At 71.0% G+C, this 24305-nt stretch carries 28 protein-coding genes; 5 read left to right on the top strand and 23 right to left on the bottom strand.

Annotated elements, in window-relative coordinates; genetic code table 11:
• Positions 1 to 34 precede the first annotated feature (34 nt).
• The gene (locus K8612_RS26140) at positions 35 to 694 is read left to right on the top strand and encodes an SCO family protein (RefSeq protein WP_223764297.1); all 660 of its coding nucleotides are present in this window, start codon (positions 35 to 37) and stop codon (positions 692 to 694) included.
• Positions 695 to 871: 177 nt separating this feature from the next.
• Here K8612_RS26140 and K8612_RS26135 read toward each other — a convergent pair whose 3' ends face one another.
• The 12 genes from K8612_RS26135 to K8612_RS26080 form a co-directional block, all read right to left on the bottom strand.
• A complete protein-coding gene (locus tag K8612_RS26135) occupies positions 872 to 1288 on the bottom strand; it encodes a hypothetical protein (protein WP_223743262.1) in 417 nt (138 codons plus the stop codon).
• A 130-nt stretch (positions 1289 to 1418) separates the two neighbouring features.
• On the bottom strand, positions 1419 to 1826 hold the full coding sequence (locus K8612_RS26130) for a hypothetical protein (protein ID WP_223743263.1): 408 nt from the start codon (positions 1824 to 1826) through the stop codon (positions 1419 to 1421).
• A 162-nt stretch (positions 1827 to 1988) separates the two neighbouring features.
• The gene (locus tag K8612_RS26125) at positions 1989 to 2570 is read right to left on the bottom strand and encodes a Fis family transcriptional regulator (protein WP_223743264.1); all 582 of its coding nucleotides are present in this window, start codon (positions 2568 to 2570) and stop codon (positions 1989 to 1991) included.
• Positions 2571 to 2708: 138 nt separating this feature from the next.
• Complete coding sequence (locus K8612_RS26120) at positions 2709 to 4067, bottom strand: universal stress protein (protein WP_223764296.1); 1359 nt, start codon at positions 4065 to 4067, stop codon at positions 2709 to 2711.
• Positions 4068 to 4212: 145 nt separating this feature from the next.
• On the bottom strand, positions 4213 to 4632 hold the full coding sequence (locus tag K8612_RS26115) for a type II secretion system protein GspG (RefSeq protein WP_223743266.1): 420 nt from the start codon (positions 4630 to 4632) through the stop codon (positions 4213 to 4215).
• Positions 4633 to 4652: 20 nt separating this feature from the next.
• Entirely contained in the window at positions 4653 to 6113 is a 1461-nt protein-coding gene (locus tag K8612_RS26110) for a response regulator (RefSeq protein ID WP_223743267.1), read from the bottom strand.
• Between the two features lie 141 nt (positions 6114 to 6254).
• Complete coding sequence (locus K8612_RS26105) at positions 6255 to 7382, bottom strand: hypothetical protein (RefSeq protein ID WP_223764295.1); 1128 nt, start codon at positions 7380 to 7382, stop codon at positions 6255 to 6257.
• A gap of 13 nt (positions 7383 to 7395) precedes the next feature.
• On the bottom strand, positions 7396 to 7953 hold the full coding sequence (locus tag K8612_RS26100) for a Uma2 family endonuclease (RefSeq protein WP_223764294.1): 558 nt from the start codon (positions 7951 to 7953) through the stop codon (positions 7396 to 7398).
• Between the two features lie 140 nt (positions 7954 to 8093).
• Complete coding sequence (locus K8612_RS26095) at positions 8094 to 8270, bottom strand: hypothetical protein (RefSeq protein WP_158617790.1); 177 nt, start codon at positions 8268 to 8270, stop codon at positions 8094 to 8096.
• Positions 8271 to 8395: 125 nt separating this feature from the next.
• Positions 8396 to 9259: a tryptophan 2,3-dioxygenase gene (locus tag K8612_RS26090; RefSeq protein WP_120622620.1), complete on the bottom strand. Its 864-nt coding sequence runs from the start codon at positions 9257 to 9259 to the stop codon at positions 8396 to 8398.
• 129 nt (positions 9260 to 9388) lie between these two features.
• Complete coding sequence (locus tag K8612_RS26085) at positions 9389 to 9913, bottom strand: cell wall protein (RefSeq protein ID WP_223743270.1); 525 nt, start codon at positions 9911 to 9913, stop codon at positions 9389 to 9391.
• A gap of 180 nt (positions 9914 to 10093) precedes the next feature.
• Positions 10094 to 10591 (bottom strand): hemerythrin domain-containing protein, encoded by a 498-nt coding sequence (locus K8612_RS26080; protein ID WP_223764293.1) that lies wholly within the window; start codon positions 10589 to 10591, stop codon positions 10094 to 10096.
• 207 nt (positions 10592 to 10798) lie between these two features.
• Here K8612_RS26080 and K8612_RS26075 point away from each other — a divergent pair, with 207 nt between their 5' ends.
• The 4 genes from K8612_RS26075 to K8612_RS26060 are packed head-to-tail and all read left to right on the top strand — an operon-like array spanning position 10799 to position 13812.
• The gene (locus K8612_RS26075; RefSeq protein ID WP_223743272.1) at positions 10799 to 11488 is read left to right on the top strand and encodes a lysophospholipid acyltransferase family protein; all 690 of its coding nucleotides are present in this window, start codon (positions 10799 to 10801) and stop codon (positions 11486 to 11488) included.
• Positions 11481 to 12362 carry an alpha/beta fold hydrolase gene (locus K8612_RS26070; protein WP_223743273.1) on the top strand — a complete coding sequence of 294 codons (882 nt, stop codon included), beginning with the start codon at positions 11481 to 11483 and terminating at the stop codon, positions 12360 to 12362. The genes K8612_RS26075 and K8612_RS26070 overlap by 8 nt, the downstream gene beginning before the upstream one ends.
• A 37-nt stretch (positions 12363 to 12399) precedes the next feature.
• Complete coding sequence (locus K8612_RS26065) at positions 12400 to 13338, top strand: proline dehydrogenase family protein (RefSeq protein ID WP_223764292.1); 939 nt, start codon at positions 12400 to 12402, stop codon at positions 13336 to 13338.
• Between the two features lie 3 nt (positions 13339 to 13341).
• Positions 13342 to 13812 carry a hypothetical protein gene (locus K8612_RS26060; RefSeq protein WP_223764291.1) on the top strand — a complete coding sequence of 157 codons (471 nt, stop codon included), beginning with the start codon at positions 13342 to 13344 and terminating at the stop codon, positions 13810 to 13812.
• Between the two features lie 22 nt (positions 13813 to 13834).
• Here the strand turns inward: K8612_RS26060 and K8612_RS26055 are convergent, their stop codons facing one another.
• The 11 genes from K8612_RS26055 to K8612_RS26005 form a co-directional block, all read right to left on the bottom strand.
• Positions 13835 to 15628: a thiamine pyrophosphate-requiring protein gene (locus tag K8612_RS26055; protein WP_223764290.1), complete on the bottom strand. Its 1794-nt coding sequence runs from the start codon at positions 15626 to 15628 to the stop codon at positions 13835 to 13837.
• Positions 15629 to 15759: 131 nt separating this feature from the next.
• A complete protein-coding gene (locus tag K8612_RS26050) occupies positions 15760 to 16104 on the bottom strand; it encodes a monovalent cation/H(+) antiporter subunit G (protein ID WP_223764289.1) in 345 nt (114 codons plus the stop codon).
• Positions 16101 to 16388, bottom strand: coding sequence for a monovalent cation/H+ antiporter complex subunit F (locus K8612_RS26045; protein ID WP_120595362.1), 288 nt, complete (start codon positions 16386 to 16388; stop codon positions 16101 to 16103). The genes K8612_RS26050 and K8612_RS26045 overlap by 4 nt, the downstream gene beginning before the upstream one ends.
• 15 nt (positions 16389 to 16403) lie before the next feature.
• The gene (locus tag K8612_RS26040) at positions 16404 to 16901 is read right to left on the bottom strand and encodes a Na+/H+ antiporter subunit E (protein ID WP_223764288.1); all 498 of its coding nucleotides are present in this window, start codon (positions 16899 to 16901) and stop codon (positions 16404 to 16406) included.
• The gene (locus tag K8612_RS26035; RefSeq protein WP_223764287.1) at positions 16898 to 18265 is read right to left on the bottom strand and encodes a complex I subunit 5 family protein; all 1368 of its coding nucleotides are present in this window, start codon (positions 18263 to 18265) and stop codon (positions 16898 to 16900) included. Before K8612_RS26035 ends, K8612_RS26040 begins: the two co-directional genes overlap by 4 nt.
• Positions 18265 to 18633, bottom strand: coding sequence for a sodium:proton antiporter (locus K8612_RS26030; RefSeq protein WP_223743281.1), 369 nt, complete (start codon positions 18631 to 18633; stop codon positions 18265 to 18267). The genes K8612_RS26035 and K8612_RS26030 overlap by 1 nt, the downstream gene beginning before the upstream one ends.
• Entirely contained in the window at positions 18630 to 19073 is a 444-nt protein-coding gene (locus K8612_RS26025) for an MnhB domain-containing protein (protein ID WP_223764286.1), read from the bottom strand. Before K8612_RS26025 ends, K8612_RS26030 begins: the two co-directional genes overlap by 4 nt.
• A 4-nt stretch (positions 19074 to 19077) precedes the next feature.
• Positions 19078 to 21357, bottom strand: a complete 2280-nt coding sequence (mbhE, locus tag K8612_RS26020; RefSeq protein ID WP_223764285.1) for a hydrogen gas-evolving membrane-bound hydrogenase subunit E — start codon at positions 21355 to 21357, stop codon at positions 19078 to 19080.
• Positions 21358 to 21477: 120 nt separating this feature from the next.
• Positions 21478 to 22092 carry a DUF4276 family protein gene (locus tag K8612_RS26015; RefSeq protein ID WP_223764284.1) on the bottom strand — a complete coding sequence of 205 codons (615 nt, stop codon included), beginning with the start codon at positions 22090 to 22092 and terminating at the stop codon, positions 21478 to 21480.
• Positions 22086 to 23294 (bottom strand): AAA family ATPase, encoded by a 1209-nt coding sequence (locus K8612_RS26010; RefSeq protein WP_223764283.1) that lies wholly within the window; start codon positions 23292 to 23294, stop codon positions 22086 to 22088. Before K8612_RS26010 ends, K8612_RS26015 begins: the two co-directional genes overlap by 7 nt.
• A gap of 81 nt (positions 23295 to 23375) precedes the next feature.
• Positions 23376 to 24257, bottom strand: a complete 882-nt coding sequence (locus K8612_RS26005) for an AAA family ATPase (protein ID WP_223764282.1) — start codon at positions 24255 to 24257, stop codon at positions 23376 to 23378.
• Positions 24258 to 24305: the final 48 nt, after the last annotated feature.

Here is a 24305-nt window from a genome sequence, read left to right as displayed (position 1 = left end):
GTGCGTCCCCCGCCGATGCCGTACGTGCCGACGCATGTCCGTCGAATCTCCGTCCGCCGCCCCCCGCTCCCGTCCCGTCCGCCGCTCCTGGGTCTGGGCGGGCATCGCCGTGGCGTCGCTCGGCTTCATGGGGGTGGCGGTCCACGACCTGGTGAAGGGCCGCGCCCAGCCGCCGCCCCGCCTGGGCGCGCTGCCGGACTTCACCTTCACGCGGCAGGACGGGCAGCCCTTCGGACTGAAGCAGCTCCGCGGCCACCCGTTCATCGCCAACTTCATCTTCACCCGCTGCCCCACCGTCTGCCCCGTCTTCACGCAGAAGATGGCGCGCGTGCAGGAGCACACCGCGGAGCTGGGGACGGACCTCCAACTGGTGTCCTTCTCCGTGGATCCCGCCTACGACACCCCGGAGCGGCTGGCCGAGTACGGGCGGAAGTACAAAGCGGACTTCACCCGCTGGAACTTCCTCACCGGCGACTACGCCACCCTCAAGGACACCATCGTCCAGGGCTTCAAGATCAGCATGGGCCGCGAGGCCGGCGCCCCCGAGGACGACCTGCTCTCCATCTTCCACGGCACCCACTTCGTGCTGGTGGACGGCACGGGGGAGATCCGCGGCTACTACGACAGCGCGGACCCCGAGGCGACCCAGAAGCTGGAGGCCGACGCCCTCCGCATCACCCGCGAAGAGGGCTGAGCCCCGCCGCTCCCTGATCGCGCCCACACTCCGGGTGCGACACGCCGGGTCACGTCCAACCCGCCTCCAGGCCCGGGCCAGAGCCCGGCGCGAAGCCCGCAAAGCCGAAGGGCCGGCCCCCACCTGACGGTGAGTACCGGCCCTCGTGCCTGAGTCACGCCAGCTTCAGCGGGGAGATCAGTTGATGAGCGCAGCCTGCGCGTGGGCGAACAGGTTCTGCACGTTCTGCTGCGCGGGCTGGGAGGCCAGCGCGCCGACCTGGTCCGCGCCCTGCTTCACGGTGGTCGCGATGTCCGCGATGGACTTCACGGTGGGGGCGAACTTGGTGAGCTGGGACAGACCGGCCAGGGGGCCCTTGGCGAGCAGGGACGCGCCGGAGTCGATGAACTTGTCCACGAACGGCTTGGCCAGCTTGCCCAGGCCGAACGGGAGCTTGTCCAGGAGGCCGCCCGCGATGCCCTTCAGGCCGCCCGCGATGGCGCCCATGGGGTTCTGAACGAAGTTCAGCGCCTTGCCCGCGATGTTCGCGACGCCGCCCGCGATGTTGGAGACCGTCTTCGCGACGCTGCTGACAACCTTGCCGATGCCGCCCATGGTGAAACCCCCTGCTTAAATTTGGTTTGGAGAGTGTGAGCCGGAGTGAAGCTGCAAAAGGATTCTCGGAAGGGGGAGGAAAATGTTTCCTCCGAATTTCCGATCAATTTCACGCAGATTCCGGGCGGCCTCAGCCGCGGGTTCCGCCGCCGCCCTTCTTGAGCTGGTCCATCAGCTCCTGGCGCTTGGCCTCGTCCTGGGGCGCCTTGGGGGTCTCGGCCGCGGGGTTCAGGCTCGGCTTGCCGGCGCCGGCGCTCTTGCCGGCCTCGAACTCGGACTTGGCGAAGGGGTTGCCCTGGCCGGGCAGCTCACCCTTGGCGCCCGCGACCAGGAACTCCCCGACCTCCTCCACCGTGTGCACGGGGAAGCCGTTCGCCTTCAGCTCCTCGTCGGACACGACGTTGAGCATGGGCTCCTTGTCCTTGTCCTGCGCGTACTCGAGCACCAGCTCGACGTAGTCCTCCAGCTTCATGCCCACGGCATCCGCGATGCGCTTCGTCTCGGGATCCTTGAGGAGCTCCGCGCGGACGACTTCCACGGGACGGGACAGACCACGCTTCTTGCCAGGGGCTTGCTGGGACATTGCGATTTCGCTCCGGTGAGGAGAGGAAAGACGGCTGGGAACAACTCTAGCCCATCTTTCCAGTAGTACCCATTCCCCACCCCGGAACGCGCCCGCCCCCTCTGGGGCGCCCGGGTTTCAGCGGACCGCGTTGCGGGGCGTGCCCTTGCGCACGGGGGCCGCGGGCTTGCGCTTGGGCAGGATGCGGGTGACGGAGCCGGGGCGGCGGGCCGCGGCGGCGGCGCGCTCCTTCTCCTCGGCGGCCTTCAGCGCCGCGGCGCGCGCGGCCAGCGCCTCCGCCTGCTGCGCCCAGCGGCGCTTGAGCGCGTCCCGCAGGCCCTCCGTCTGCAGGTCCACCTGCGCCTGGTGGAGCCGGTAGTGCAGGTCCTCGCGCAGCGTGCCCCGGGTGAGGGCGGCCATCGCGGTGCCGGACACGCCCACCACCACCTTGGGCCGCTCCTCCTGCATCTGGAGGCAGCGCAGGATGAGGCCCTGGGCGTCCAGCGGCAGCTTGCCCACGTCCGGGATGAACACCACGCCGTTGGGCTGACGGAGCGCTCCGGCCAGCTCCGGCGCCTGGCGCACCTCCGTGAGCGGGACGCCGAAGTTGCGGGCGGCTTCCTCCGCCCAGGCCCTGCGCTCGTCCTCGGTGCCTCCGTGGATGAGCAGCGACGCACGGTTGGAGACGAGGTCCTCTTCTCGATAACCGCGAAGAGCCACGGGATGCCCTACCCTTCTGGGAAAGCGGGTCCTCCCAAAGTCTAACGCCCTCCTGGGTCGCCTGTTCAATCCATTACGCGCGGGAAAAAGCAGGGACCCGCGCCGCGGGGAGCCCCGCACTGGACGCCCGTTCCCGGGTCAAACGGAGGGCACCACCATCACGGGCCGGCGGCAGCGCACCACCAGCTCGCGCGCCACCGCCTCCTCCAGCACGTCCGGCGCCACCTCGCGGTGGGGGGACGTGCCCACGCAGACCAGGTCCACGCCCTCGCGCTCCGTGGCCTGGCAGATGGCGACGGCGACGTCCTCTCCGCTGACGCCCTCCACGCTCCAGTGCACCGCCCGCGCGACCGTGTCCCCGGGCACCTGCGCCCAGAGCCGCTTCAGCACCCGGTCCCGCTCGCTGTCGGGCTCCGGGAGCACGCCGTGGAAGTCCCGGGGGCCCCGCTCGCGGCCCCGGAGCCGGTGCACGTGCAGCAGGTGCACGCGGCCGCCCGGCCCCACCAGCGAGCACGCCTGCGCGATGGCCTGTCCGGAGGCCTGCGTGAAGTCCACCGGCACCAGCGCGCTCCGGGGCGGCGGCAGCCGGCGCGGCTCGCGCGCTCCGGGCGGGATGCACGCCACGGAGCGCTCCGCGTGGCGCAGCACCCCTTCCGACACGGAGCCGTGCCACAGCCGCTGCACGCCGCCGCGCAGGTGCATGCCCACCACCGTCAGCTCCACGCTGCGCGCGTGGGCCACGTGCAGCAGGTGGTCCGCCGGGCGGCCATAGCCGGGCTCCAGCACCACCTCCACGCGGCCCTCGCCCTCCAGGTCGCCCAGGCGCTCGCGCACCTCGCGCTGGAGCACGCGCTCCACCAGCGGCTCCAGCCCCTCCATGGTGCGCTCGCGCGCGTCCAGCCGCTCCACGTGCACGGGGGTGTGGATGCCCAGCCGCTCGCGCTCCTCCAGCGGCGAGCACACGTACGTGGCCAGCACGTCGCACCCGCCCACGCGCCGCAGCTCCCGCAGGAAGGTGATGGCCGCGTCGGACGTGGCGGAGCGGGGGTCCACCCCCACCATCACCAGCAGCCTGCGCCGGCCCCGGGCCCAGTCCAGGAGCGCCGTGTCCCGGCGCACCGCCAGCACCGGGGCGCAGCCGTGGCGGGCCAGGCGCTCCGCCAGGGACGTCTTGCGCCAGGGGGACGTGCGCCAGCCCTCCGCGGCCACCACCACCAGCCGGGCGCTCCTGCACTCCTCCTCCCCCAGCAGCGTCTCCACGGAGGCGCCCCGCTGCATGCGCGGCTCCACGGTGCCCACGAACGCCCTCAGCCGCGCGGCCTCCGCGGCCAGCCCCCCTTCCGCCGTGGACAGGGCGTCGGGGGCCTCCGCGTCAGGGACCTCGTCATCCACCCCCAGGAGCAGCAGGGGCTCTCCCAGGCGGCCGGCGAGCGTCGCCGCGAGGGTGGCCGCGTGCGCGGCGTCGGCGGACAGGTTGGTTGCGCAGATGATGGCCATGGCGGGGCCCCCTCGGAGGAGGCGATGCCCGCTGGAGCCCCCCCTCGCCACGAAGGATGCGCACGCCGGACGCCGGTGACGCGCCGCCCGCGCATGCCGGCCTGCCTGCCTGGCGGGGTGGGGCGGCCCGGCGGCGGGGCCCTCCCTAGCGCAGGAGCTGCTGGTGCCCGTCGTGGTTGGTGTGGTCCTGGTTGTCCCCCACGCCGCCGCGCTGGTTCTCGCGGCCGAAGCTGGACAGGAACACGCCCTGGTCGCTGCTGGCGTAGTGGTACGGCCGGCCCCAGGGGTCCAGGGGCACGGCGGGGAGGTAGCGGGGCACCAGCAGCGCGTTCAGGTCCCCCTCCTCCGGCAGCTTCCCTCCGTGGTCCGCGCGGTAGCGCTCCAGCGCGTCCAGGATGAGGGCGAAGTCGGAGTGGATGTGCTGGGCCTGCTCGGGGTCGCGGCGGCGGAAGGCGGTGAGCACCAGGGCCACGACGAGCGCCACCGCGAACACCACCGCCACCCAGGGCAGCGGGGAGCGGCGGGACCTCTCGGAGGGGGCGGACGGAGCGGGGGTGGCGGCCATGGCCCACCCACCCTACCGCGTCAGAGGGCGCGGTAAAGCGGCACCGGCTGCTGCTTGCCCTTCAGGCGCACCGGCGGCAGGTCCTCGAAGGCGGTCTCGTTCGCGTCCACCAGCTCGCGCGTGCGCTCGCCCACCAGGATCTCCCCCGGCCCGGCCAGCGCGCACAGCCGCGCGGCCACGTTCACCGCGTCGCCAATGCAGGTGTACTCGGCCCGCATCGCGCCGCCGATGTTGCCGGACACCACCACGCCCGAGTTCAGCCCCACGCCCAGCTCCAGCACCAGGGGCCGGCCCTCGCGGCCGTGGGCCACCCACTCGGCCTCCGCCACGGCGCGCAGCTCCGCCACGGCCTCCATCATCATCTTGGCGCACTGCAGGCCCCGGAGCGCGTCGTCCGGGCGGCCCACCGGCGCGCCGAAGACGGCCATCAGCCCGTCCCCCAGGAACTTGTCCAGCGTGCCGCCGCAGGTGAGCACCGCGTCCGACAGGCGGCCCAGCACCTGGTTGAGCACCGCCACCACCTGCTCCGGAGGCAGGCTCTCCGCCAGGCCGGTGAAGTTGCGGATGTCCGCGAACAGCACCGTCACCTCGCGCTTCTCCCCGGCGAGCACCGCCGCGTCCGCGCTCTTGAGGATCTCCTCCACCACCGCGTCGGACGTGTAGCGCGCGAACAGCTTGCGCATGCGCTCCGTCTCGTCCGTGCGGCGCACCACGCTCTCGATGCGCGCCGCCAGCTCGTCCATGGACGCGGACTTGTTCACGTAGTCGTCCGCGCCCGCGCGCAGGCCGCGCACGCGCTCCGCCTCGCGGTCGTTGGCGGTGAGCATGATGACGGGGATGGCGCTGCGCGGGCCCTCCTTCAGCCGCCGGCACAGCTCCACGCCGTCCAGCCCCGGCATCTCCAGGTCGCTCAGCACGATGGCCGGCTGCAGCCGCCCCATGCCCTCCAGGGCCTCGTACGGGTCCTGGAAGCAGAGGACCTCGTAGCCCAGGGCCACCAGCCCCTCCTGCACGAACGCGCACGCCAGGGGGCTGTCGTCCACCACCACCACGCGGCGGCGCCCCTCCGTCGCGGGGCGCGGCAGGTCCTGCCGGCCCACGATGCGGTTCTGCACGCCCAGCGCCTCGTAGATCTGCTTGTACGTGCAGTGGCCCAGCTCGACGAGGATCTCCCCCAGCCGCCGCCCGTCGCGCCGCTGCCGCGCCAGCGCTTCGTCCAACTGCGCGAGCGTCACGTACTTGAGCCCCACCAGCAGCTCGCCCAGGGGCGGCTGCGAGGGCCCCTTCTCCTGGTTCAGGCCCAGAGCTTCTCCCAAGGCGTCCTGAATCTGTTCGCGCGACACGTAGCCCAACGAGATGAGCGCCTCCCCCACGCGCTGTCCGGTGAGGGCCTGGAGCGCGAGCGCCTCCTGCACCTGTCCCGGCGTGACGACGCCCAGCTTGAGCAGCAAATCACCGAAGAGGGGGTTCGATGCACTCACGCGGAAGCCTCCGTCACACGCCCGTCCACGGAGCGTAGCGCAACCCCGGCCGCCGCGAACCCCTCACCCCGCCTTCCCCCACCCCGGAGTCCCCCACCCGACGGGACCGTCGTCCCTTCGGGCGGGCCCGGGGGAGCGCCGTCAGTGCTCGAACACGCGGCTGAAGGCCATGACGATCTCCAGGATGATCAACGCGACGATCATCACCTCCAGGACGTGCGAGCGGTCGATGTCCACCTCGCCCTTGAGCAGGCCGTAGGTCTGCGCGAGCAACTGCTGCTTGCGCGTGACGGAGGCCTGCCACGCGGGGATGCGCAGGCGGCGCACGGCGGCCTCGTAGACCTTGGCCAGGTAGAAGTCGCCGATGATCTTCAGGCTGTTCTCCACCCGCTCCACGAACTCGTTGAGGTCCACGAGCGTGCCCAGCGTCTCCCGGGCGAGGTTGCGGTACGGGCTGCGGAACAGCGTGAGCCAGCCGGGCTTCTTCTTCTGCACCTCGTCGTGGATGCGCGCGATGTGCTTGTCCAGGCGCTCGTCGTAGTAGCGGAACTCCAGGAGCTGCGCGTTGGCGATCTCCAGGAGGTCCGGGATGTCGCGCGAGCCGGACGGCTCGTAGACGAACGCGCTGTTCCAGTCCACGACGACCAGGTCGTGGGCGGTGTAGCTGAAGCGCACCTGGGTGACGGCCTCGCGCTCGCGCGGCGCGAGCGGCGCGGTGGTGCTCTCTCCCAACAGCAGCCGCGCGATGTCCGCGCGCTGGAACAGCTCCTCCGCGGAGGGGTTGCCCTGGATGCGCTCGGCGAAGATGACGGTGTAGCTCTCGCTCTGGTCCCAGAGGTGCGGCCCCTGCACGGCGGCGGCGATGGTGCGGCGCACGCCCTCCACCAGCTCCCGCGCCAGGTCCTCCAGGGCCTGGCTGTCATAGAGCTCGTCCGCGACCTGGGTGAGCGTCTCCCAGGTGGTGCCGGGCGCGACGGGGACCCTCAGGATGATGGACGCGGCGCCGTGGTCGAACAGGCGCGCGGTGGCGTCCACGGTGACGGGGCCGCCGCGCAGCGCGAGCGGCCTGCGGCCCAGCTCATAGGCCACGGGCGGGTTGGGCAGTTGGATGTACTGGCTGTTCTCTCGCGACAGCTTCAAGCGGCGCGAGTCCTCCGAGAGCGCCTTGCGCGCGCGCTCCAGGTCGATCTCCTCCGCGATGTCGAACGTGCGGTAGCAGAGGATGTGGGCCTGTTCGAAGAGCAGCGTCACTCCGGCGGGCGCGGACATGGTGCGGAAGAGCCTACTCGACGTCCTCCCACAGGACCTTCAGTTCCAGGGGAAGCGCCTCGAAGGGTTCAGCATGGACGGTCTCCGCGTCCTGATGGGTCCCCACCAGGAGGTAGTGGGAGCCCTCCAGACGAAAGACCTCCAGGGTGTACTGGAGCGGGTCCACCAACCAGACGTGCCTGACCCCCTCCCGGGCGTAGACGGGCAGCTTCCGGAAGCGGTCCAGCCGGGACGTGGACGGGGACAGCACCTCGCACAGCCAATCCGGCGCCAGGGTGAAGCCCACGACGTCGGGCACCCTGGGCATCCGCTCCCGGCGCCAACCCGCGAGGTCCGGCACCAGGACGTCCTGGCCCAGGTGCAGCTCCGGCTCGGTGAGGATGATCCACCCTCCGGGTCCGCTACGGCCCCGGTCGAAGGGAGCATAGAGCTCGCCTCCCAGATGCGACGCCGCGACGGCATGCCGCGATGCCGGCCGGGGGCTGGCGTACAGCTCGCCATTCACGATCTCCCCCACCTGGTTCGAGGGGAGCGCTTCCAGGTCGGCGTAGGTGGCGGGCTTTCGGGTCATCTCTGGGACGAAGAACCTAGCAGGTAGGGACATGCCCGGACACTCTCATGCCCGTCTGACACGTGTACCCCGGTGGCCGGGAGCCCTGGAAGGGCCCCGGGCCTGAAACATTTCCGCCGAAACATTTCCGGATGTTTCACTCAGTCGCCGCCGCCCTCGGGCAGCTTGATGCCAATGCCACCCGGGCCCTCGCCGTGGTCCGGCAGGTTGCCAATGTGGCCGGGCGTGGGGATGGGGCGGTCTCCCGCCTGACGCTTGTTGTCCTGTTCGTCTTCCGGAAGCTGCGGTTCCTTCCGGGGGCTTTCGTGCTCACCCATGGTGGCTCCTTCGCGCGTTGAGAGGGTTTGACCTCTCCCAAGCTAGGGAGCCCGCGCCCCGGCTGGCACCCCGCCCCTGCCGGTCCGCGGGGCATGCGGGGACACGAGCGGGGCGGCCCGGGGGCTCAGGCGCCCCGGGGCTTCGCGGGCGGCGCCAGCGCCGTGCGCACGTCCCACAGCTCCGGGAAGAAGCGCAGGTCCAGCGCCTTGCGCAGGAAGCCCACGCCCGACGAGCCGCCCGTGCCCTGCTTGAAGCCGATGATTCGCATCACCGTCATCATGTGCCGGTAGCGCCAGAGCTGGAACCGCTCCTCCGTGTCCACCAGCTTCTCGCACATCTCATACGCGTCCCAGTGCTTCTCGGTGTCCTCGTAGATGCGGCGGAACACCTCCATCACCTGGGGGCTCTTCTCATACGGCTGACGCCAGTCGCGCTCCACGTGGCTTCTGGGGATGTCGTGGCCCTTGCGCGCCAGGTGACGCAGGAACTCGTCGTAGATGCCGGGCGACACCAGCAGGCGCTCCAGCTCCGCGTGCACGCCCTGCACGTGCTTGAAGGGCCCCAGCGCCGCGTCGTCCTTGTTGCCCAGCAGGAACTCCAGCGCCCGGTACTGGAAGCTCTGGAAGCCTGACGCGTGACCCAGCGTGTCGCGGAACTCCAGGTACTCGTTGGGGGTGAGCGTCTCCAGCACGCTCCACTGCTCGAAGAGCATCCGCTGGATGTGCGCGACGCGCGCGAAGATCTTGAAGGACGGCTCCAGCCGGTCCGCCTGGATGTAGCGGATGCAGGCGGACAGCTCGTGGATGAGCAGCTTCATCCACAGCTCGCTCGTCTGGTGCTGGACGATGAACAGCAGCTCGTCGTGATGGGGAGGCTGGGAACGGGGCACCTGCGCGGACAGAAGGCGGTCCAACTGCAGGTAATCGCCATAGGTCGTCCGGCCCGCGAGGTCCGTGACGATTCCAGGCTCCAGGTCGCGTTTGTTCATGGCCCGGGCACTCATGCACACCAACCCCCTCGCGGCGCAAGCACATCCTCCGCGCGGTCACTCCTGCCACGTGCTTCCAGCCGGAAGAACGCGGTCCACCTCTGCCCGGGCCGGGGCAACAAATACTGCTTAAGCGTTCTTCTGAGCGGCTTCCGCGAGCGCCTTGGAGGCGGCGCGGCCACGGGGCAGCTTGATGTCCTCCACGCTGTTGGGGTTGGCGTAGTCCGACCACTCGGAAGGACGGCGGTTGGTCTTCTCCAGCATGCGCAGCTTCTGGTAGTGCGCCGCGCAGTAGCCCTTGGTGCGGCTGGGCTTGCCGCAGCCCTTGATGGCGCACTCACGGGCGCCGCCCTCCGCCGCCGCCGGCTTGCGGCCCCGGCGCTTGCCACCCGCCGCCGCCACCGGCGCGCTCACCGCGGCCCGGCCCGCCGGACGACCCGCGGGGCGACGACCGGCCTTGCCAGCCGCGGGCGCGTTCGCGCCGAAGAGGGGGCCCACCACCTGCGCCAGGGGCGCCAGCCGCTCGGCCACGTTGCGCAGCGCATCCAGGTCCGCCGTGCCCGACTCCAGACGAGACACCACGTCGCGCAGGGGCTTGAGCTGGACTTCAATCTCGTTGCGAATCATCTCGCGGAACGCCTTGTCAACTGACATTTCGAACAATCCTCGGTTTAAGGGGGGAGCATTGCCTTGGCGTGAACCGGCACGCCGGACTACCAATACCTTCCAGAAAGGCAATTGTCGAAGGAAGCGATAAAAAGTTGTGACGCGGCTGCGTATCAGCAGGCGAGAAAGGCCCGGGAAATGGGGCGCGGAGACGCTTTCAGCCGCTTCTCACGCATCCCAATGCAGGGGTTCCAACAACGCGCCACGACCGGAGGCGGGGGGGTGCTGCGAGCGATCCAGCAGTTCCTCGTACGTCAGTGCCAGGTCGTGTCCCAGTTCCTCCAATTCATCCGCGTCCAGGGACGCGGACAGGCGGGGGAGCACCCCGTGTTCCATGGCCTGAACATGCGCCACGACCTGATCCTCCAGCGTGAAGAGGCGCGCCTGCCACTCGACGCCGCGAGGTGTCAGCTCCTGCAACTCCTCCATCAGCTCACGCAGGGTGAGGTGGTCCTCGGCCTCCTCGCGGGCGCGGGCGCGGCCCTCCACGCGCGTCACGAGCGGCTGGACGCAGCGCTCCTCCAGGCGGGAGTGCAGGCGCAGGAGGCGCGCCAGGGACTCCTGGGCGTGCGCCAGCTCCTCCGCGTCCGCCTCTGAAGCCAGCCGCTCCAGCAGGTCCTCCAGCTCATGGTGTTGGTGAAGGAGGATGTCGAACGGGCCGGCCATGCCCCCAAGCATCAGCACGGCTCCGGAAGCAGACAACCGCACCCCTTCCCCCGCCGTGAAAGGCAGCCTGCTGGCGTGCATGCCCTTTTCCGGTGATGGCGGCGGTGGAGCCCCTGCCCGGCCGCCTGGTCCCAGGGTGCCGGCGCGCGAGGGCGGCCGCATCTTGGCTCCACCGTGGAAAACGCACTCGCGAGTGTCCGGCAGGCCGTGTTCCGTTTCGCGGAGGGTGGCGCCGCCCTGTCCGCGCGCTACCACCGCGCCCGACTGGTGGGAGCTGAACATCTGCCCGGACAGGGGCCGTTGCTGCTCGTGGGCAACCACGGTGTCTGGGGATACGAGACCCCCGCCTTCTTCCACCTGCTGCACCAGGCCACGGGGCGCTATCCGCTGGGGCTGGCGGAGCGGGGGTTCTTCAAGATTCCCCTCGTGCGCACGGTGCTGCCCTGGCTGGGCGGGGTGGAGGGGACGCGGGAGAACGCGCTCCGCTCGCTCCAGGAGGGGCAGCTCGTCGTGTGTTATCCGGGCGGCGCGCGGGAGACCTTCAAACGCAGTCAGGGCCGCTACCGGCTGCGGTGGGAGCGCGCGCTGGGCTTCGTCCGGCTGGCCATGCAGGCCGGGGTGCCGGTGGTGCCCTTCGCCGGCTTCGGGGTGGATGATACCTTCTTCTGGCCCCCGGACGAGGACCGCTGGTGCGTGCGCCTGGCCGCGGAGGACAAATACCGCATGCCGTTGGTGATGGGATTGGGCCCCCTGCCGCTGCCCGTCCAGCTCACCTTCGCCGTGGGTGAACCCCATGAACCGCCGCCGTCGGGTGCGTCGGAGTCGCGCGTGCGAGCCTTCCGCGACCGCGTGGCCGCCAGCGTCCGGCGCCTGCTGCTGAGGGCCTGCCATGCTTGATACCGCCTCCACTCCCGTCCCCGCCCCGCCCCGCCCGCCGCCGCTGGTGCCGGACGTGGAAGACATCCAGCGCGGCTATGAGCGGCTGGACTGCGAGGAGCGCGTCGTCCGGGGCACGCCGGCGCGGCTGTTCACCTTTCCCGGGGGCAACAGGGATGTATCACGCACGGTGGTCTGTCTTCCGGGGCTGGGCGCCAGTGGCCGGTCCTTCGCGCCCATGGAGCCGCTGGCCCAGGCGTGGAACCTGCTGTTGTGGACACCGCCGCTGAAGACGCCCGCGACACATACACCGCTGCAGTGGAACCTGTCGGTGCTCAACCACCCGGAGGCCGGGCTGCCGGAGCGCTTCGCGTTGCTGGGGTCGTCCTACGGCAGCCTGCTGTCCATCGCGTATGCGTTGGAGCACCCCCAGCGGGTGAAGGCGCTGGTGCTGGTGTCACCGGTGGCCAGCGTGCGCAAGGTGCGGCGGCTGGCGTTGACGCTGTCCACGCTGGTGCGGGCGCCCCGGCCGCTGGCGTATGTGTTCGCGCCCACGGTGGCGCGCATCCTGGGGGGCCGGTGGCTGCCGCCGGAGGGGCGGGCGGAGATCGTCCGCGAGGCGCGGCGCATGTCGTCGGTGGAGCTGATGCGGCGGCTGCGCGACATCCTGGCCGCGGACTTCCTGCACCGGCTGCGGGAGCTGCGCGTGCCCACGCTCATCATCGAGGGCGGCAGGGACCTGCTGGTGCCGCCCGCGGCCGCGCGCGACGTGGCGGCGCACGTGCCGGGCGCCGAGCTGGAGTTCCTGGAGACGGCCAGTCACCTGCCGTACATGAGCCACCCGGAAGCGTTCAATGCACGCGTGTCCGACTTCCTGTCGCGGCACCCGGACTGAGCAGGCGTTATCTCTAGCGGCGGGGGAACACACTCAGATGACCACTGCCTCGGATCAGTTGTCCCGCTCCGCGCTGCTGTTCCTGTCGCGTCAGTCCAACCTGAAGGACGTGGCCACGCGGCTCAAACCCTTTCGCCAGCTCGCGTCCCGCTTCATCGCGGGAGAGACGCTGGAGGAGGCGGTGGACGCGGTGAAGGCCCTCACGGCGAAGGGGCTGATGGCCAGCTTCGACCACCTCAACGAAGCGGTGCGCTCCCCGCAGGAGACGCGCGACGAGGTGAAGCAGTACCTGCGGCTGCTGGCGCGCATCGACCAGGTGGGCGTGCGGGCCAATGTGTCGCTGAAGCTCACGCAGTGCGGTCTGTTGTTCGACCGGAACCTGGCGCTGCAAAACGCGCGGGCGGTGGCGGCGGACGCGGCGGCGCGGGACTCCTTCGTGCGCGTGGACATGGAGGAGAGCGCCGTCACGCAGACGACCCTGGACATCGTGCGGGACCTGCACTCGGAGTTCGGCGAGCGGCACGTGGGCGCGGTGCTCCAGAGCTACCTGCGGCGCACGGAGGCGGACGCGAAGGCCCTGTGCGCCGAGCGCGTCCGCGTCCGGCTGTGCAAGGGGGCCTACCTGGAGGGCCCTGGCGTGGCCTTCCCGGACAAGAAGGACGTGGACGCGAACTTCGTGCGTTGCATGCGCATCCTGCTGGACAGCGGCGTGTATCACGGTATCGCCACGCATGATGAGCGGATGATCGACGCCACGTTGGAATACGCCGCGCGCCAGCATCTGCCCAGGGGCGCCTTCGAATTCCAGATGCTGTATGGCATCCGGCGCGACCTCCAGGAGCAACTGGTGAAGGCTGGCCATCCGGTGCGTGTCTATGTCCCGTATGGGAAGCACTGGTATCCCTATTTCATGCGCCGGCTGGCGGAGCGTCCGGCCAACCTGTGGTTCGTGATGCGCAACCTGCTGAAGGGGTAGGCCATGAGGAATCCCTACGCCGCCGCGTATGTCGCCGGGGCCGTGGGCACGGGCGCCCTGGGGGTGCTGGTCACCTTGCGCAATGCCTGGCTGGGCCACCCGCCGCCCTACGCCGCGCGCAACATCGCCCGGCACGTGCTGAGCCGGCTGTTCGGACGCAAGCTGTCCAGGCGTGAGGCGTCGCAGTGGGCCTTCGCGCTGCGCGCGGGCTACGGGCCGCTCCTGGGGATGGGCTGGGGCCTGGTGCGCAGGCGCACGTCGAAGTGGACCCTGCTGCACAGCGGCGCGCTGCTGGGCCTGGGGGTGCTGGCGTTCGAGCGCGCGGCCTTCCCGGTGTTCAAGGCGACGGCCGCGGAAGGGTCCTGGTCGCGCGCGGAGCACGTCTGGCTGTTCGCGCAGACGGCCCTGTTCGGCGTCGTCACGGAGGCGACGATGCGCTGGCTGGTGAAAGAGGAGGCGCCCGCGTCCCCGTGAGACGCGGGCTGAAGGCGTCACGTCAGGACTTGTTGCCCTTGTGGGGGAGGAGCGTCTCCACCACCTCCTTCATGGACTGCTTGAGGAAGCCGCCCGCGTCCGCGTCGCCCTTCACCACGGCGGAGGCGAACATCTTCGCCTGCTCCACGGTGATGTGCGGCGGCAGGGGCGGCACGTCCGGGTCGGTATAGGCCTCGAAGACGACGGGCCGGTCCGCGGCCAGCGCGTCATCCCAGGCGGCGGCGAGCCGGTCCGGCCGGTCCACGCGCAGGCCCTTGAGCCCCAGGGACTCGGCGTACTTCGCGTAGGGGAAGTCCGGCAGGTCCTGGGACGCGGCGTACTTCGGGTCGCCGGCCATCACGCGCTGCTCCCACGTCACCTGGTTCAGGTCGCGGTTGTTGAGCACCAGGATGATGAGGCGCGGGTCCTTCCACTCCTTCCAGTACTTCGCCACGGTGATGAGCTCCGCGTTGCCATTCATCTGCATGGCGCCGTCGCCCACCACCGCGAGCACCGGGCGGTGCGGGAAGGCGAACTTCGCCCCCAGCGCGTACGGCACGCCGCAGCCCATGGTGGCCAGGTTGCCGGACAGGGACGCCAGCATCCCCTGGCGCACCTTCAGGTCGCGCGCGAACCAGTTGGTGGAGCTGCCGGAGTCCGCCGTGAGGATGACGTCCGCGGGCAGCTTCGGGGACAGCTCCCAGAACACGCGCTGCGGGTTGAGCGGGTTCGCGCCGCTCATGGCGCGCGCCTCCAGCACCTTCCACCAGCGCGCCATGCCCTTCTCCACGCCCTCGCGCCAGCTCCGGTCCTCCTTGCGCTGGAGCTGGGGGATGAGCGCGCGCAGCGTCTCCCTCGCGTCGCCCACCAGGCCCACCTCCATGGGGTAGCGGATGGAGAGCATCCGTCCGTCCAGGTCGATTTGGACGCCGCGCGCCTGGCCCTCCGGCGGCAGGAACTCCGAGTAGGGGAAGCTGGTCCCCACCATCAGCAGCGTGTCGCACTCCTGCATCAGGTCCCAACTGGGCTTCGTGCCCAACAGGCCGATGGGGCCCGTCACGAAGGGCAGCGCGTCCGGCAGCACCGCCTTGCCCAGCAGCGCCTTCGCCACGCCCGCGCCCAGCCGGTCCGCGACCTCCAGCACCTCGTCCGCCGCGTTCAGGGCGCCCGCGCCCACCAGCATCGCCACCTTCCTGCCCGCGTTGAGGACGTCCGCCGCGCGGCGCAGGTCCGCGTCCTGGGGAATCACGCGCGGGGACGCGTAGCCCACGCTGGAGTGCACGGTGCCGTGCTTGCGCGCGGGCGGCTCGTAGGGCAGCTCCTGCAGGTCATTGGGCAACACCAGACACGTCACGGTGCGCTCGCACCGGGCGATTCTCACGGCGCGGTCCAGCGCGTGCCGGACGGCGGAGGGCGCGGTCACCATGGTGATGTACTCGCTGGCCACGTCCTTGAAGAGCGTGGTGAGGTCCACCTCCTGCTGGTAGTGGCCCCCCAGGGCCGTGCGCGACTGCTGGCCCACGATGGCCACCACGGGCTGGTGGTCCAGCTTCGCGTCATAGAGGCCGTTGAGCAGGTGGACCGCCCCCGGGCCGGAGGTGGCCATGCACACGCCCACCTCGCCGGTGAACTTCGCGTGCGCGCAGGCGGCGAAGGCGGCCATCTCCTCGTGGCGGACCTGGACGAACTTCATCTCCGGGTTGCGCCCCAGCGCGCCCATCACGCCGTTGATGCCGTCGCCCGGGTAGCCGTAGACGCGGCGCACGCCCCACTGGATGAGGCGGTAGATGAGGTAGTCGCTGACGGTGGCGCTCATGCGCGAGGCTCCTGGACAGGGGTGGGTGGAGGTCCCTCGCGCATCAAGCTAGTGACCACGAAGGGCCCTGGAGCCCGGAGGCATCCGGGTGCCCGTGCCGCCTTTCCGTGAGCGGGCCTGCGTGCGGGCGGCTACTCCCGCTCGGGCTTCCCGGGCCCGGGCCGGTGCCGCTGGCCCTTGTCGTGGGCGAGCTCCGGGCGCTTCTCCGCCAGCCAGGCGATGGCGTGGGCGGAGCTGGGGATGGTGAGCATCAGGAACGCGGCGACGAGCAGCCCTCGCAAGAGGAGCCAGCCGTCCCCCGTCGCCAGCGTGGCGCCGATGATGACCAGCACCCCGCCGAAGGGCACCGCGCCCGCCGCATGCACGCGGGTGAGCACCGAGGGCAGCCGGTACAAGCCGATGATGGCGGCGGTGATGAAGAACAGGCCCAGCGCCACCAGGGCGTCGGCCACCCACTGCACCCCGGCGGACATCATCGGGAGTCCTCCTCGTCGTGGAAGGTGCGGCCGTGGTGCAGGAAGCGCGCGCCGGCCACGGTCTGCACGTAGGAGAGCAGGGCCAGCACCAGGGCCGCGTCCAGGTAGCCGGCCTCGCCGCGGGTGGCGCCGTACAGCGCCAGCACCGCGCAGATGACCAGGCCCAGGGTGTCCACGGACATGAGCATGTCCGCCGAGGAGCGCTGGCGCGAGGCCAGCAGCACCAGCGCGCCCAGCAGGCCCACCATCCACACGATGGCCAGGGTGAAGAAGGTCTCGTGCATCGCCGGGCCGCCTCCCTACGGGAACACCGCGCGCTGGTAGCGCTGGTAGAAGTGGTCCTGCTGCCGGATGAGCTTGTCCGGATCCGACGCGTCCAGCGCGTGCATGCGCATCACGCGCCGCTCCCAGTCCAGCTCCAGCAGCACCGTGCCCGGGGCCAGGGACATGGCCCACGAGGACACCTGCACGCCGCGCGCGGTGCGCTCGCCCATGGGGACCTCCACCACGCCCGCGAGGTCCGCGCGGCCGGCGGGGCCGAAGATGGTGGTGAGCACGTGGAAGCAGCTCCGCGTCACCAGCACGGCCAGGGCCCAGCCGAAGCGGGGCAGGTGCAGCGCGCGGCGCCAGTGCTCGCGCGCCCCCAGGACCGGCGGCGCGCCGGCCAGGGGGAACAGGCGCATCACGCCCAGGGCCAGCAGCGCGCCCAGCGCCAGGTCCACCGGGTGGAAGCTTCCCACCATCAGCGCGTACAGCAGCGCCAGGGCCAGCATGTTCACCAGGGTGCGCGGACTCACGGCAGCGTCCCCAGGCCCTGGATGGCGTCGCGTCCGGCGCGCAGCAGCGGCTCCGGCCAGAGGCCCGCGGCGATGAGCGCCAGGGACAGCGCGTACACCACCGCGCCGGTGCCCCGGTGCAGGGCCGCGCCCTCCCTCAGCCACCGCTCGCGCTGGTAGGCGCGGAAGAGGGCCAGCAGCGACAGGGTGCTCGCCAGCACCACCAGCCCCGCGAGCCAGGCGTGCCCCTGCTCCAGCGCCGCGCGCAACAGCCAGGCCTTGGACCAGAAGCCCGCGGTGGGCGGCACGCCCGCCGTGCTGAAGGCCGCCACCGAGTAGGCGCGGCGCGCCCGCTCGCCGCCCCGGTCCTGCGCCAGGAACAGCGCCGTCTTGTCCAGGGAGCCCGCCAGCGCCAGCGCCACCGCCGCGCACAGGCCCTCGCGGCCCGCCAGGCTCAGCGCGGCGATGATGAGCCCCGCGTGCGAGATGGACGCGTACGCGAGCACCTCGCGCGTGTCCCGCCGGGAGAGCGCCAGCACGGAGCCGTAGAGGATGCTCGCCGCGCCCAGCAGCTCCAGCAGCGGCCGGGCCTGCGCCAGCACCTGCGGCATCACGTCCACGCCGAAGCGCAGCAGGCCGTAGCTGCCGATGTTCGCCAGCGCTCCCGCGAGCAGCGCCGCCACCGTGGGGCCCGCGTCCCGGTACACCGCGGGCGCCCAGAAGTGGAACGGGAAGAAGCCCAGCTTCACCCCGAACGCGCACAAGAGCAGCGTGCCCGGCACCAGCAGCGCGAACGGCGGCCCCGCCTGGCCCCACGCGATGATGGACAGCATGTCCAGCGTGCCGGTGGTCAGGTACAGCATCACCACCGCCGTGAGGAACAGCGTGGACCCCATCAGGTTCACCACCACGAAGGTGAACGCGGCGCGCAGGTTGCGGGGCTTCTCGCCATACGACGCCAGCCCGAACGCGGCCGTCATCGCCAGCTCGAAGAAGACGTAGAAGTTGAACGCGTCCGACGTGAAGAACACCCCGGTGAGCCCCGCCCCCATGAAGACCACCAGCGCGGGGAAGCTGCGCGACGTGATGCCCCCCGCCACGTGCTCGTACACGAGCGTGCCCAGCAGCACCGCCGTGGACACCAGCGCGAACACGATGGAGAGCTGATCCGCCCGCAGGCGGATGCCCACGCCCACCGGCCAGTCCCCCGTGACGAACTGGGGCGCCTGCGCGCTCCAGGCCTGGGGCAACAGCCACGCCGTGCACACGAGCGTGCCCCCAAGCCCCGCGATGGCCAGCCACGCCACCCACGCGCGGCGCCCATCCAGGAACGCCAGCACCGTGCCCAGCACCCACGGCAGGAGCAGCGGCCCCCAGAGCGGCATCAGTGCTCCTCCTCCGGCTCCACGGCGTGGACGCGCTTCAGCTCCGCCTCCACCAGCCGGTCCGTGCGCAGCGAGCCGTGCGCCCGCTGCGTGCGGTGCACCAGCGTGAGCAGCAGCGCGGACACCGCGAAGCCGATGACGATGGCCGTGAGCGCCAGCGACTGGAGCACCGGATCCGTCACCGGCCAGCCGGGCCGCACGCTCAGCGCCTCGCCCCGCTCCGGGAAGGAGCCCGCGAGGATGAGCAGCACGCTGGAGTTGGTGATGAGCACCGTGCCGCACGCCACGCGCACCAGCTCGCGCTCCAGCACCATGCGCACGCCGCACGCGAACAGCAGGCCCACCACCAGGGACGCGATGAGGATCATGGTCCGGACTCCCCTTCCGTCCCGGTGCGCAGGGCGAAGCGGTCGATGACGGTGACCACCAGCCCGAAGACGATGAGCATCAGCCCCCCCTCGAAGATGAGCGCGGTGTGCAGGTGGAGCCCGCCCACGCCCAGCTCCTGCTGGTCCGGGCGGGGGAAGAGGCTCATGGGCGTGTAGCCCGCGAGCACGGGCAGGAACGCGGTGCCCACCACCAGCAGCAGCCCCACGCCCGCCAGCGGCGCCGCGTACCGCACCGCCGCGTAGCGCCGGGTCTGGTCCCGGCCTATCACCACGTACTGGAGCAGCACCGCGAGCCCCGCGAGCGCCCCGGCCGGGAAGCCGCCGCCCACCGACGCGCCGCCCTTCAGCCAGAGCGCCAGCGCGATGATCAACGACGGCCACAGCAGCAGGCGCGACAGGGGCGGGACGAAGGAGATCATGGCCTCACCGCCTCCCCTTCAGGCGCAGGAGGCTGGTGACGCCCAGCAGCGCCGCGACCACCACGGTCATCTCCCCCACCGTGTCCAGGCCCCGGAAGTCCGTGAGCACCGCCGCCACGACGTTGGGCGAGTGCGCGGCCTTCGCCAACTGCACCGTGCGCGCGCCCACGCGCTCGGCGTGCAGGTGGGACAGGGCGCTCCAGCTCAGGAGGAAGGCGCTCGCGCCCGCGACCGCCGCGGCCAGTCGGTCCCGGCCACGGGGGTTCTGGGCCTCGTGCTGGGCGCGCTCGAGCCGGTCGCGGGGGAGCAGCGCCAGCAGGCCCGCGAAGAGCAACGTGAAGGTGGTCTCCACCAGCACGGAGGTGAGGGCCACGTCGGGCGCGGCGGCGAAGGCGAACACCATGGCCAGGCTGAAGCCCACGCAGGAGATGAGCAGCACCAGCCGCAGGTGGCCCTTCGCGCGCAGCGTGGCCAGCGCGGCGGCGGACGCGAACGCGAGCGCCATCACCAGGGTGATGTCCGCCCAGTCCACGGTGCCCACCTTGAAGCGGTCGCGCAGCGGCGTCACGCCCAGCACCGTCAGGCCCAGCAGGCCCGTGGGCACCAGCACGGACGCCACGCGGTCGCGCAGGTCGCGCACCTCCTTCTCGTGCAGCCACGTGGACAGCCGGTCCAACTGGTGCAGCAGCAGGCGGTAGCCCCGCTCGGCGCCCACGTGGGACGCGGCCTCCAGCACGCGGGCGAGCGCGGGCGTCCACGCGAGCCGGGTGGCGAAGAGCAGCGCGCCCAGGGCCCAGGCCCCCACGGCGAGCAGGTTCTCCACGCGCGCGTCCAGGTGGTACGCGAGCTCCAGCGTGGAGGGCTCGCCGCGCATCGCCTCCGCGGCGGCGCGCGAGGGCGCGACCAGGAGCCCCGGCACCACGCCGCCCAAAAGGATGCTCGCGGCGAGCACGACCACGGGGGCCACGAGGAGCGTGGGCGCGGCGGGCACGTCCTGGCGCGGCCCGCCGAAGAGGCCCCACCACAGGCGCAGCGTGTACGCGAGCGTCAGGCCCGCGCCCACGAGCCCCGCCGCCATGAACGCGGGGCCCTCCTTCGCGAGCGCGTGGAAGAAGACCTCGTCCTTGAAGAAGCCCATGGTGAGGGGCAGCGCGGAGAGCCCCGCCGCGGCGACGGCGCTGGCGCCCGCGAGCACGGGGAGCGAGTGGCGCAGGCCGCCGACCTGGGACAGCTTCTTCTTCCCGGTGACCTGGGTGACGGCGCCCGCGGTGAGGAAGAGGGCGGCCTTGCACGGCGCGTGGGCGGCCACGTAGAGCGGCGCGCCCTCGGAGCCCAGCGCCACCAGCACCAGCGCGTAGCCGTACTGCGCGATGGTGGAGTACGCGAGCACGCGCTTGAACGGATCCGCCACCAGGGCCATCAGGCTGCCCATGCCCATGGACACGAAGCCGATGGCGAGCAGGCCGTGGCGCACGTCCGTGGCGGGGGCGAACAGCGGGTAGAGGCGCTGGAGCAGGAAGACGCCCGCGGCGACCATCGCGGCCGAGTGCAGGTACGAGGACACGGGCGTGGGCGCGGCCATGGCGCGCGGCAGCCAGAAGTGGAACGGCACCTGCGCGCTCTTGCCCAGCGCGCCCACGGCCAGGCACACCAGGGCGCCGGTGGACGCGGGGGACTGCGCGGCGAGCTCGAAGACGCGCGGCAGGGAGAAGGTGCCGTACTGGACGCCCAGCGCCATGGCGCCCGCGAAGAAGACGACGGAGGTGGCGCCGGTGAGCACCAGGGACAGGAGCGCGGCGGCGCGCGACTCGGGGTCCTCGCGGTCGAAGCCGATGAGCAGGTAGGAGATGATGGTGGTGAGGTCCAGCGCCACGAAGAGCAGCAGCAGGTCATCCACGGTGACGAGCAGCACCATGGCGGCCATGAACGCGAGGAGCAGCCCCTGGAAGCGCACCTCGTCGCCCGGGGGGCGCCGCTCCTGCGCCAGGTGGTGCGGCATGTACGCGCGCGAGTACAGGACCACGAGCGCGCCGACGCCCAGCGCCAGCGCGGCGTAGAGGCCGGACAGGCCGTCGCGCGTGAACTCCAGCGACAGGCCCCAGGAGGGGGCCCAGGGGAGCACGAGGCGCGTGGTCCCCTGCATCCATTCGTAGACCAGCGCCCCCATGGCGGCGAGCGCGCCCGCGGCGCCCATCCAGGCCGCGGCGCCCGGACGCCACCGGCCCGCGACATAGGCGAGCGGCGCGCACGCCAGGGCCAGGAGGATGGGCAGGAGGAGGGGCATGGGCGAAGGGCCCACGTTAGGAGTGGCCCGCCGACGCAGGCGCACAACCGTCAGCCCCGCGCGCGGAGCGTCACCCCCAGGTCACTCGTGGAGCCGGAGCCGTGCGCTGGTGGACACAGCTCAGGACAACAAGCCTTCCAGCACGGTGAACAGCCGCTCGCAGTGCACGGAGCGGGCGCGAACGCGCGCGGGGTCCACCTTTCCCAACAGGTCCGAGCAGTGCTCGATCTTGTGGTACCGGCCCTTCTGCGTCCCCTGGGTCGCCTTGTCCAGGGCGCTTTCGAGGGCGGTCTTGGGAATGGCCTCGATGTTGTTCGTCTTGGGGAGGCTCCCGAGCGCGAAGCCCTTTCCGTAGTAACCCTGGAGCGCTTCGGGGTCCGCCATGAGCCATGCCTCGGCGGTCTGGACCATCAGTTGGCAAGAGTCGTCCGAAGCGTTCTCGGGACGCTGCCACGGGTCCCGCGTCGCGAGATGGGCCCAGGGCGGCTTGCTCACCGGACCTTCTGAATCGACGAGCAGGATGTTGAACGCGGAAGGATGCTCCTTGAGCGCATGCCTGAAGCCATCGAAGGCAGCGTCGCGCGGACCGCAGAGAATGAGGCGCCAACGGACGTTTCGTTTCCTGGCGCGCTGGACGATCTCCTCGAAGAACTGACCGAATCCAGCTCTCAGGCGGGCCTTGCCGTAGTCGGTATTTCCGCCTCCCTCGATGTAGAGCCGGATCTCCTTCACCATCGGGTTCCGCCCAACTCGCCCATCCGCCAGACCTCCCCCAGGCTGTACCGCGACAACCACTCCGACAGCTTGTCCTTCTCCAGGCGCCGCAGCACCGTTCCACCCTGCTCCTGCTCACAGACGACGACGGACTCCGGCACCTCCGAGAGCGCGGAGATCAACGTGTCCGAGTGCGTGGTCACGATGAGCTGTGTGCGTGTGCTCGCTTCGCGCAGGAGCCTTCCGATGACCGGTAGGATGTCGGGATGCAACCCGAGCTCTGGCTCCTCGATGCAGACCAGTGGCGGCGGCGTCGGGTGGCACAGCAGGGTGAGCAGGCAGAGGTAGCGCAGCGTCCCGTCGGACAATCGGGTCGCGGGAATCGGCGCGTTCAGTCCCTCCTCATGGAAGTACACCTGAAGCGTGCCACCCTGAATCCTGACCGAGAAGTCCTCCACCCTCGCATAGAGGAGCTTGAGGTTCTCCAAGAGCGTCTTCTTCACTCCTGGCCGGGACATCAAGTCGTTGAGGACGAGCCCCAGATTGCTCGCGTCCTCCAACAGGAAGTCTCCAGGGAGGTCCGCTTGCTGAGGCCGACGCGGAGGTGTGAATCGGCCGATACTCCACTCACGATGCAGCGAGATGCCTTCCAGGAAGGAACTCACGTAGGTCAACTCAGGATACAGATCCGGATCGCGTCGCTGCGACAAGATGGACTGCTCCGAACTGATCCGGGCATTTTCCAAAAGTCTGAATTCACGCCCCTGCCCAGAGCCAGGCCTGGCGCTCAAATTCTTCCTGAGGCTGATAACGGGTTGGCCCGCGTTGTACCGGTAGAAGCCTGACGACGTTTCAGCCGGCTCCACGGGGGGCTCAATCGAAACAACTTCGTCAACCAGGCTGAGATGCTGTCCTGCGACCGTGAAGGCCAGCTCGTAGCGCAGCGGCATATCGCCTTCGGGATACTCCAGGAGGATCTCCAACTGAGCCGTAGGCGGCTTGGGGTCCTGCCCTCCTCTCCACAACCACTCCGTCACGCCCCCCCCCTCGCGAATCGGAGCAAGGAGATTGCGAGGGGTCGCCCGCAGGAGTCCCAAGGCCTCGATGAGGTTGGACTTTCCGGACGCGTTCGGGCCAATCAGGACGTTGAGTGCCCGAAGAGGGAAGAGTTCGGAACCAGGTCCGAATGAAAGAAGATTCCGGAGGCGGATGCTGCGCAGCATTCCACCACTCTACCTGGGACCCCATCACTCCGGACCCATTCCGCTTCCCTCCCGTCTCCGGAAGGACGCTGCCCCCCAGTGCTACAGCGTGTCCAGCAGCTCCCGGCACTCGCGGCGCCAGTGGAGCGCGGTGGCGGGCACGGGGCTCACGCGCACGGAGCCGTCCGCGGGCTCTCGCGACAACAGGCGCACCTCTTCCGGGCGCACGTGCTCCAGGAGGTCCGGCGAGTGCGTGGCCAGCACCACCTGCACCGGCTGGCCTCCCGTGGACTCGCCTCGCGTCATGGCGCGCAGCAGCTCCAGCACCTCGCGCACCAGGCCCGGGTGCAGGGCGCGCTCCGGCTCGTCCAGCGTGAGCAGCTCCGGCAGCGGGCGCTGGTAGGGCAGCACCAGGAACGCGAGCAGCCACAGCACCCCGTCCGACACGTCGTCGGGGCCGAACCACACGTCCGGGCTCCAGCGGTCGCGGAAGCGCAGCCGGAAGGCGCGGTCCTCCAGGTCCCGCGCCACGTCCACCTCCGACAGCGACGGCACCCGCTTCGCCAGCTCCCGGGAGATGACGTCCCGCGTGGACATGGGCAGCGCCGCGAAGACGCTCGCGAGGTTGCCGCCCTTGCGCTCCAGCCACGTCGCCTTCGCGGATGAGCCTCCCGCCCGCAGCGCCTCCATGCTCAACGTCAACTGCTGCGTGGAGTGCCCCTGCCCGGGCAGGGTGTCCATCACGCTGAACGGATACTCCACGCGCGTGCGGTCGCCGTGCGCGTACGTCCACTCAATCGAGAGCGGGCGGGACTCGTCCCGGCGCCAGAAGTCCGACGGCTCGTACGCGAGCTGGTGCTGGAGCCCCTCCAGCACGGCCGTCTTCCCCGACGCGGAGGGCCCCACCAGGACGGTCAACGGCTCCAGGGCGAGCTGCACGCGAAGCAGACACCGGTAGTGCTCGAAGCGGACGGAGGCAATCACAGCCGGAAGCCTAGCGGCCTCCCCCCAGGGGCCGTCCATGGCTCCAGT

The sequence above is a fragment of the Corallococcus sp. AS-1-6 genome, assembly GCF_020037015.1.
GTDB lineage: Bacteria > Myxococcota > Myxococcia > Myxococcales > Myxococcaceae > Corallococcus.
This window is presented reverse-complemented; position numbering and strand designations above follow the sequence as displayed.